Genomic DNA, 6,244 nt, shown 5'->3' with positions numbered 1-6,244 from the left:
ACACTGGCGCCAAGTCCGTCATGTGCATCAAGGTGCTGGGCGGGTCCAAGCGCCGTTATGCCGGGATTGGCGACATCATCAAGGTCAGCATCAAGGAAGCTGCGCCGCGCGGCCGCGTCAAGAAGGGCGAGGTCTACAACGCGGTGGTGGTGCGCACCGCCAAGGGTGTGCGCCGTCAGGACGGCTCGCTGATCAAGTTCGACGGCAATGCCGCGGTGCTCCTGAACAACAAGCTGGAGCCGATCGGCACCCGCATCTTCGGCCCGGTGACTCGCGAGCTGCGGACCGAGCGCTTCATGAAGATCGTGTCGCTCGCCCCCGAGGTGCTTTGAGCTTCAAGCCGAGGACAGGCCATGAACAAGATTCGTAAGGGCGACCAGGTCATCGTGTTGACCGGGCGCGACAAAGGCAAGCGCGGGACGGTGACGGCGCGCGTGGATGAACAGTACATCACCGTCGAGGGGGTGAACGTGGTCAAGAAGCACGTGCGCCCCAACCCGATGAAGGGTACGACCGGCGGCATCGTCGACAAGACCATGCCCATCCACCAGTCCAACGTGGCGATCTACAACGCCGCCACGGGCAAGGCCGACCGCGTCGGGTTCAAGTTGCTGGCGGACGGCAAGAAGGTGCGCGTCTACAAGTCCAGCGGCGAAGAGATCAAGGCGTAAGGGGTTCGAGATGGCTCGTCTGCAACAGTACTACCGCGAGAAAGTCGTCCCGAACCTCGTCAAGAAGTTCGGCTACAAGTCGGTCATGGAGGTGCCGCGCATCACCAAGATCACGCTGAACATGGGCGTGAGCGAGGCGGTGTCGGACAAGAAGGTCATGGAGCACGCCGTGGGCGACCTGGCCAAGATCGCCGGCCAGAAGCCCGTGATCACCAAGTCGCGCAAGGCCATTGCCGGTTTCAAGATCCGCGAGGGGGTGCCCATCGGCTGCATGGTCACCCTGCGTGGCGTGCGCATGTACGAATTCCTCGACCGCTTCGTGACGATCGCGCTGCCTCGTGTGCGCGACTTCCGGGGCATCTCGGGTCGTTCCTTCGATGGCCGCGGCAACTACAACGTCGGCGTCAAGGAACAGATCATCTTCCCCGAGATCGAGTACGACAAGGTTGACGCCCTGCGTGGCCTCAACATCAGCATCACCACGACGGCCAAGTCGGACGAGGAGTGCAAGGCGCTGCTGTCCGAGTTCCGTTTCCCGTTCAAGAACTGAGGTGGCTCATGGCCAAGGTTTCCATGATTCAGCGCGAAGCCAAGCGCAGCAAGCTGGCCGCCAAGTACGCGAAGAAGTACGCCGAGCTCAAGGCCATCGCCAACGATGCCAAGAAGAGTGACGAAGAGCGCTACCTCGCCCGTCTGGAGCTGCAGAAGCTGCCTCGCAATGCCAATCCCACCCGCCAGCGTGCACGCTGCGGCCTGACGGGCCGTCCTCGCGGCACCTTCCGTCTGTTCGGTCTGGGTCGCAGCAAGATCCGTGACCTGGCGTTCCGGGGCGAGATTCCGGGCGTCATCAAGGCCAGCTGGTAATCGGCACGATCAGGAGAAGAACCCATGAGCATGAGTGATCCTATCGCCGACATGCTGACCCGCATCCGCAATGCCCAGATCGTCGAGAAGGCCAGCGTTCGCATGCCCTCGTCGAAGCTGAAGGTGGCGATCGCGCAGGTCCTGAAGGATGAAGGCTACATCGACGACTTCGCCGTGCGTGGCGAGGCCTCCAAGCCCGAACTCGAGATCGCGCTCAAGTACTACGCCGGCCGTCCGGTGATCGAGCGCCTGGAGCGCGTGAGCCGTCCCGGCCTGCGCATCTACAAGGGTCGTCACAGCATTCCCCAGGTCATGAACGGTCTGGGCGTGGCCATCGTCACCACGCCCAAGGGAGTGATGACCGACCGCAAGGCACGCCAGGCCGGCATCGGCGGCGAAGTGCTCTGCTACGTCGCCTGATCGAGGAGAGGTCGCAAATGTCCCGCGTTGGAAAAATGCCGATCGCCATCCCCCAGGGTGTGGATGTGTCGATCACTGCCGACCAGATCAGCGTCAAGGGCTCGCTGGGCACGTTGTCGCGCCCGGCGAACAAGCTGGTCACGGTCAAGAACGAAGGTGGCAAGCTCTTGTTTGCTCCTGTGAATGACTCTGCCGAGGCCAATGCCATGTCCGGCACCATGCGCGCCCTGGTGGCCAACATGGTGCAAGGCGTCAGCAAGGGCTTCGAGCGCAAGCTGACCCTGGTGGGCGTGGGTTATCGTGCGCAGGCCCAGGGCCAGAAGCTCAACCTGCAAATCGGGTTCTCGCATCCGGTGGTCAAAGACATGCCGGCCGGCATCAAGGTCGAGACCCCCTCGCAGACGGAGATCGTGATCAAGGGCGCTGACCGCCAGGTGGTGGGCCAGATCGCTGCCGAGGTGCGGGCCTTCCGTCCGCCCGAGCCCTACAAGGGCAAGGGCATCCGCTATGCGGATGAGAAGGTCGTCATCAAAGAGACCAAGAAGAAGTAAGGAGCCGCCAGATGTTGAACAAGAAAGAACAGCGCCTGCGTCGCTCCCGTCAGACGCGCCTGCGCATTGCCGAGCAGCGTGTGGCGCGCCTGACTGTGTTCCGTTCCAACCTGCACATCTACGCGAGCGTCATCTCCGAGGACGGCTCCCGGGTTCTGGTCACCGCCTCCACCGCCGAGAAGGCCGTGCGCGAGCAGCTTGGTGGCCCGGGCAAGGGCGGCAACGTGGCGGCAGCCCAGATCGTGGGCAAGCGCATTGCCGAAAAGGCCAAGGCGGCCGGCATCGAGAAGGTCGCGTTCGACCGTTCCGGCTTTGCCTACCACGGCCGGGTCAAGGCCCTGGCCGAGGCCGCCCGCGAAGGCGGTCTGAAGTTCTAAGCGCACGACCTCAAGGAATCCGAAATGGCAAAGTTTCAACCGAAAGTGGCGGACGAAGGTCGCGACGACGGTCTGCGCGAGAAGATGATCGCGGTCAACCGCGTCACCAAGGTGGTCAAGGGTGGCCGCATCCTCGGCTTTGCGGCCCTGACCGTCGTGGGTGACGGCGACGGCCGCATCGGTATGGGCAAAGGCAAGGCCCGCGAGGTGCCGGTGGCTGTGCAAAAGGCCATGGAGCAGGCCCGCCGCAATATGTTCAAGGTCAGCCTGAAGAACGGCACGCTGCACCACAACGTGACCGGCCAGCATGGTGCGGCCAAGGTGCTGATGGCGCCGGCCAAGCCCGGTGACGGCATCATCGCCGGCGGCCCGATGCGCGCGATCTTCGAGGTGATGGGTGTGACCGACATCGTGGCCAAGAGCCACGGGTCCACCAACCCCTACAACATGGTGCGTGCCACGCTGGCCGCGCTGAAGAATTGCACCACGCCGGCGGAGATCGCGGCCAAGCGCGGCAAGTCGGTTGAAGAGCTCTTCAACTGAGCCGCTGGAGTACATCATGGCTGAGAAGAAGACCCTGAAAGTCAAGCTGGTTCGCAGCGTGATCGGCACGCGAGCCGATCACCGCGCCACCGTGCGCGGCCTGGGCCTGCGCAAGCTCAACAGCGAATCGGTGCTGGAAGACACCCCCGCCGTGCGTGGGATGATCAACAAAGTGAGCTACCTGGTGCAGGTGGTTCAGGCAGGCTGAGGACGATCATGCAACTCAACACCATCAAGCCGGCAGCGGGCTCTAAGCACGCCAAGCGCCGCGTGGGCCGTGGCATCGGTTCCGGCCTGGGCAAGACGGCCGGTCGCGGTCACAAGGGCCAGAAGTCGCGTGCCGGTGGCTTCCACAAGGTGGGCTTCGAGGGCGGTCAGATGCCGCTGCAGCGTCGTCTGCCCAAGCGCGGCTTCAAGTCGCAAAGCCTGAAGTTCAATGCCGAGGTGCGTCTGGGAGACCTGCAGCGCCTGGAGTCGGCCGAGATCGATCTGCTCACGTTGAAGCAGGCCGGCCTGGTCGGTGAACTGGTGCGCAACGCCAAGGTGATCGTCGCGGGCGAACTCACCCGCAAGATCGTGCTCAAGGGCGTGGCGGCGACCGCCGGTGCCAAGAAGGCGATCGAGGCGGCCGGCGGCTCCGTCGCCGAGTAAGCCCCCGCAGGCAGCAAGACGAGGCTCACGAGGACACCTTAGCCGTGGCAAGCAACGCAAGTCAGTTGGCCAAGACCGGGAAGTTCGGCGATCTGCGTCGCCGACTGTTCTTTCTGGTGATGGCGCTGGTCGTCTACCGCATCGGGGCGCACATCCCGGTGCCGGGCATCGACCCCAACCAGCTGCAGGAGCTTTTCCGCAGTCAGCAAGGCGGCATCCTGAGCCTGTTCAACATGTTCTCGGGCGGCGCGCTGTCGCGCTTCACCGTGTTCGCGCTGGGCATCATGCCTTACATCTCGGCGTCGATCATCATGCAGTTGATGACCTACGTCGTGCCCACGCTCGAGCAACTGAAGAAGGAAGGCGAAGCCGGCCGGCGCAAGATCACGCAGTACACGCGTTACGGCACGCTGGGTCTGGCGATCTTTCAGTCGGTGTCGATCGCGATCGCACTGGAAAGCTCTCCGGGCCTGGTGCTCAACCCCGGCTTCGGCTTTCGCATGACAGCCATGATCAGCCTGACGGCGGGGACTATGTTCCTGATGTGGCTGGGCGAGCAGATCACCGAGCGTGGCCTGGGCAACGGCATCTCGATCCTGATCTTCGCGGGCATCGTGGCCGGCCTGCCGAGCGCGATTGGCGGCCTGTTCGAGCTGGTGCGCACCGGCGCGATGAGCATCATCGTCTCGCTGGCCATCATCGTGGTCGTGGGCTTGGTGACCTACTTCGTGGTGTTCGTCGAGCGCGGCCAACGCAAGATCCTGGTGAACTACGCCAAGCGCCAGGTCGGCAACAAGGTCTACGGCGGTCAGTCCTCGCACCTGCCCCTGAAGCTGAACATGGCCGGCGTGATCCCGCCGATCTTCGCCTCGTCGATCATCCTGCTGCCGGCCACTGTCGTGAGCTGGTTCAGCACGGGCGACAGCCTGCGCTGGCTGAAGAACATTGCCGATGCGCTGCACCCGGGCCAGCCGGTCTACGTGATGCTGTATGCGGCGGCGATCATCTTCTTCTGCTTCTTCTACACGGCCTTGGTGTTCAACAGCCGCGAGACGGCAGACAACCTGAAGAAGAGTGGCGCATTCATTCCGGGGATCCGTCCGGGCGATCAGACCGCACGCTACATCGACAAGATCCTGTCGCGCCTGACGCTGGTGGGGGCTCTGTATATCACCGCGGTGTGTCTGCTGCCGGAGTTCCTGATCCTGAGGTACAACGTGCCGTTCTACTTCGGCGGCACCTCGTTGCTGATCATTGTGGTCGTGACGATGGATTTCTGGGCTCAGGTGCAGTCCTATGTGATGTCTCAGCAGTACGAGTCGCTGCTGAAGAAGGCGAATTTCAAGGCCAGTTGAGACAGGCTGCGAGCGAAACGAACGAAAACGCATGGCGAAAGACGACGTCATCCAGATGCAGGGCGAGGTGCTGGAGAACTTGCCCAATGCCACGTTTCGCGTGAAGTTGGAGAACGGGCACGTGGTGCTCGGTCACATCTCGGGCAAGATGCGCATGCACTACATCCGCATCCTGCCGGGCGACAAGGTGACCGTCGAGCTGACGCCCTACGATTTGAGTCGCGCTCGCATCGTGTTTCGAGCGAAGTGAGCAACTAAAAGGTCAAGGAGAAGACCATGAAAGTTTCGGCATCCGTCAAAAAGATCTGCCGCAATTGCAAGATCATCCGCCGCAATGGCGTGGTTCGTGTGATTTGCACCGACCCGCGCCACAAGCAGCGCCAGGGCTGAGCGGCACCGCCGCCCCCGGATGAACGCGAGTTAGAGGACGCACATGGCACGTATTGCTGGTATCAACATCCCGCCCCACAAGCACACCGAGATCGGCCTGACCTCGATCTACGGCATCGGCCGCTCGACGGCGCAGAAGATCTGCGACGCCTGCGCGATCCCGTATGACAAGAAGATCAAGGATCTGACCGATGCCGACCTGGAGAAGATCCGGGAGGAAGTGGGCAAGCTGACCATCGAGGGCGACCTGCGCCGCGAGATGTCGATCAACATCAAGCGCCTGATGGATCTGGGTTGCTACCGCGGTTTCCGCCATCGTCGCGGCCTGCCGCTGCGGGGCCAGCGCACCCGCACGAACGCCCGCACCCGCAAGGGGCCGCGTAAGTCGGGCGTGGCGCTGAAGAAGTAAGCCGCCGCATCAC

14 protein-coding genes are annotated in these 6,244 nt (G+C 63.0%); all 14 read left to right on the top strand.

Going from position 1 to position 6,244, the window contains the following annotated elements:
- The coding region (gene rplN / locus ACK42S_RS03960; protein WP_409703642.1) for a 50S ribosomal protein L14 at positions 1 to 332 on the top strand (332 nt) is incomplete at its 5' end.
- Positions 333 to 353: 21 nt separating this feature from the next.
- Positions 354 to 671, top strand: coding sequence for a 50S ribosomal protein L24 (gene rplX / locus ACK42S_RS03955; protein WP_409703639.1), 318 nt, complete (start codon positions 354 to 356; stop codon positions 669 to 671).
- Positions 672 to 681: 10 nt separating this feature from the next.
- Positions 682 to 1,221: a 50S ribosomal protein L5 gene (rplE, locus tag ACK42S_RS03950; protein WP_409703636.1), complete on the top strand. Its 540-nt coding sequence runs from the start codon at positions 682 to 684 to the stop codon at positions 1,219 to 1,221.
- An 8-nt stretch (positions 1,222 to 1,229) separates the two neighbouring features.
- The gene (gene rpsN / locus ACK42S_RS03945; RefSeq protein WP_409703633.1) at positions 1,230 to 1,535 is read left to right on the top strand and encodes a 30S ribosomal protein S14; all 306 of its coding nucleotides are present in this window, start codon (positions 1,230 to 1,232) and stop codon (positions 1,533 to 1,535) included.
- A 24-nt stretch (positions 1,536 to 1,559) separates the two neighbouring features.
- The gene (gene rpsH / locus ACK42S_RS03940) at positions 1,560 to 1,955 is read left to right on the top strand and encodes a 30S ribosomal protein S8 (RefSeq protein ID WP_409703630.1); all 396 of its coding nucleotides are present in this window, start codon (positions 1,560 to 1,562) and stop codon (positions 1,953 to 1,955) included.
- A 17-nt stretch (positions 1,956 to 1,972) separates the two neighbouring features.
- Positions 1,973 to 2,506: a 50S ribosomal protein L6 gene (rplF, locus tag ACK42S_RS03935; RefSeq protein ID WP_409703627.1), complete on the top strand. Its 534-nt coding sequence runs from the start codon at positions 1,973 to 1,975 to the stop codon at positions 2,504 to 2,506.
- Between the two features lie 11 nt (positions 2,507 to 2,517).
- The gene (rplR, locus tag ACK42S_RS03930) at positions 2,518 to 2,883 is read left to right on the top strand and encodes a 50S ribosomal protein L18 (RefSeq protein WP_409703625.1); all 366 of its coding nucleotides are present in this window, start codon (positions 2,518 to 2,520) and stop codon (positions 2,881 to 2,883) included.
- 24 nt (positions 2,884 to 2,907) lie between these two features.
- A complete protein-coding gene (gene rpsE / locus ACK42S_RS03925; protein WP_409703623.1) occupies positions 2,908 to 3,426 on the top strand; it encodes a 30S ribosomal protein S5 in 519 nt (172 codons plus the stop codon).
- A 16-nt stretch (positions 3,427 to 3,442) separates the two neighbouring features.
- On the top strand, positions 3,443 to 3,634 hold the full coding sequence (gene rpmD, locus ACK42S_RS03920) for a 50S ribosomal protein L30 (protein WP_019561683.1): 192 nt from the start codon (positions 3,443 to 3,445) through the stop codon (positions 3,632 to 3,634).
- 8 nt (positions 3,635 to 3,642) lie between these two features.
- Positions 3,643 to 4,077 carry a 50S ribosomal protein L15 gene (gene rplO / locus ACK42S_RS03915; protein WP_409703618.1) on the top strand — a complete coding sequence of 145 codons (435 nt, stop codon included), beginning with the start codon at positions 3,643 to 3,645 and terminating at the stop codon, positions 4,075 to 4,077.
- 44 nt (positions 4,078 to 4,121) lie between these two features.
- Entirely contained in the window at positions 4,122 to 5,432 is a 1,311-nt protein-coding gene (gene secY / locus ACK42S_RS03910; protein ID WP_409703614.1) for a preprotein translocase subunit SecY, read from the top strand.
- Between the two features lie 31 nt (positions 5,433 to 5,463).
- Positions 5,464 to 5,682 (top strand): translation initiation factor IF-1, encoded by a 219-nt coding sequence (infA, locus tag ACK42S_RS03905; RefSeq protein ID WP_003264140.1) that lies wholly within the window; start codon positions 5,464 to 5,466, stop codon positions 5,680 to 5,682.
- Positions 5,683 to 5,708: 26 nt separating this feature from the next.
- Positions 5,709 to 5,822: a 50S ribosomal protein L36 gene (gene rpmJ, locus ACK42S_RS03900; RefSeq protein ID WP_047196694.1), complete on the top strand. Its 114-nt coding sequence runs from the start codon at positions 5,709 to 5,711 to the stop codon at positions 5,820 to 5,822.
- Between the two features lie 43 nt (positions 5,823 to 5,865).
- A complete protein-coding gene (gene rpsM, locus ACK42S_RS03895) occupies positions 5,866 to 6,231 on the top strand; it encodes a 30S ribosomal protein S13 (RefSeq protein ID WP_409703607.1) in 366 nt (121 codons plus the stop codon).
- Positions 6,232 to 6,244 lie beyond the last annotated feature (13 nt).

Source organism: Caldimonas sp. (genome assembly GCF_046289365.1).
Lineage (GTDB): Bacteria > Pseudomonadota > Gammaproteobacteria > Burkholderiales > Burkholderiaceae_C > Caldimonas.
Note: the sequence above shows the minus strand (reverse complement) of the source record. Positions and strands in the feature narration are given on the sequence as shown.

Bases quoted from the DNA above. Each gene is read 5' to 3' on its own strand.
- rpsE (WP_409703623.1), top strand. From the start codon at position 2,908: ATGGCAAAGTTTCAACCGAAAGTGGCGGACGAAGGTCGCGACGACGGT.
- rplR (WP_409703625.1), top strand. From the start codon at position 2,518: ATGTTGAACAAGAAAGAACAGCGCCTGCGTCGCTCCCGTCAGACGCGC.
- infA (WP_003264140.1), top strand. From the start codon at position 5,464: ATGGCGAAAGACGACGTCATCCAGATGCAGGGCGAGGTGCTGGAGAAC.
- rpmJ (WP_047196694.1), top strand. From the start codon at position 5,709: ATGAAAGTTTCGGCATCCGTCAAAAAGATCTGCCGCAATTGCAAGATC.
- rpsH (WP_409703630.1), top strand. From the start codon at position 1,560: ATGAGCATGAGTGATCCTATCGCCGACATGCTGACCCGCATCCGCAAT.
- rplX (WP_409703639.1), top strand. From the start codon at position 354: ATGAACAAGATTCGTAAGGGCGACCAGGTCATCGTGTTGACCGGGCGC.
- rpsN (WP_409703633.1), top strand. From the start codon at position 1,230: ATGGCCAAGGTTTCCATGATTCAGCGCGAAGCCAAGCGCAGCAAGCTG.
- rpsM (WP_409703607.1), top strand. From the start codon at position 5,866: ATGGCACGTATTGCTGGTATCAACATCCCGCCCCACAAGCACACCGAG.
- rplO (WP_409703618.1), top strand. From the start codon at position 3,643: ATGCAACTCAACACCATCAAGCCGGCAGCGGGCTCTAAGCACGCCAAG.
- rplE (WP_409703636.1), top strand. From the start codon at position 682: ATGGCTCGTCTGCAACAGTACTACCGCGAGAAAGTCGTCCCGAACCTC.
- rplF (WP_409703627.1), top strand. From the start codon at position 1,973: ATGTCCCGCGTTGGAAAAATGCCGATCGCCATCCCCCAGGGTGTGGAT.
- rpmD (WP_019561683.1), top strand. From the start codon at position 3,443: ATGGCTGAGAAGAAGACCCTGAAAGTCAAGCTGGTTCGCAGCGTGATC.